This is a genomic window from Methylophaga sp. UBA1464, assembly GCF_002325665.1.
Taxonomy (GTDB): Bacteria; Pseudomonadota; Gammaproteobacteria; order Nitrosococcales; family Methylophagaceae; genus Methylophaga.
This window is the reverse complement of sequence record NZ_DCSO01000077.1, coordinates 101,015-101,300: the sequence shown is the minus strand read 5'-3', so window position 1 is coordinate 101,300 and position 286 is coordinate 101,015. Positions and strand designations below refer to the sequence as shown.

Below are 286 nucleotides of genomic sequence, written 5' to 3'. Positions count from 1 at the left end.
GGGAAAGATAACTAAATACCAAGGTTCAGGTGGATCAATCCTGGTAAATATTTCCCCCACCCCCTCAGCCCATGCGGCATGACCGCGGATAAAAACCGGTACATCTGCGCCCAGTTGCAATCCCAGAGCGGCCAACTGGTCCTCAGTTAAACCACATTGCCAGAGTTTGTTCAGCGCAATTAATGTGGTTGCAGCATCTGAACTGCCGCCCCCCAGACCACCCCCCATTGGCAGGTTTTTTTCAAGTTGAATAATGGCGCCCGAGGTGATTTTTGCAGTTGCCTGT

The 286-nt window shown here is 51.4% G+C and carries 1 protein-coding gene; it reads right to left on the bottom strand.

From position 1 onward, the window contains the following. On the bottom strand, positions 1 to 286 hold a 286-nt coding region (locus B3O33_RS09740; protein WP_414673286.1), incomplete at both ends, for a 4-(cytidine 5'-diphospho)-2-C-methyl-D-erythritol kinase.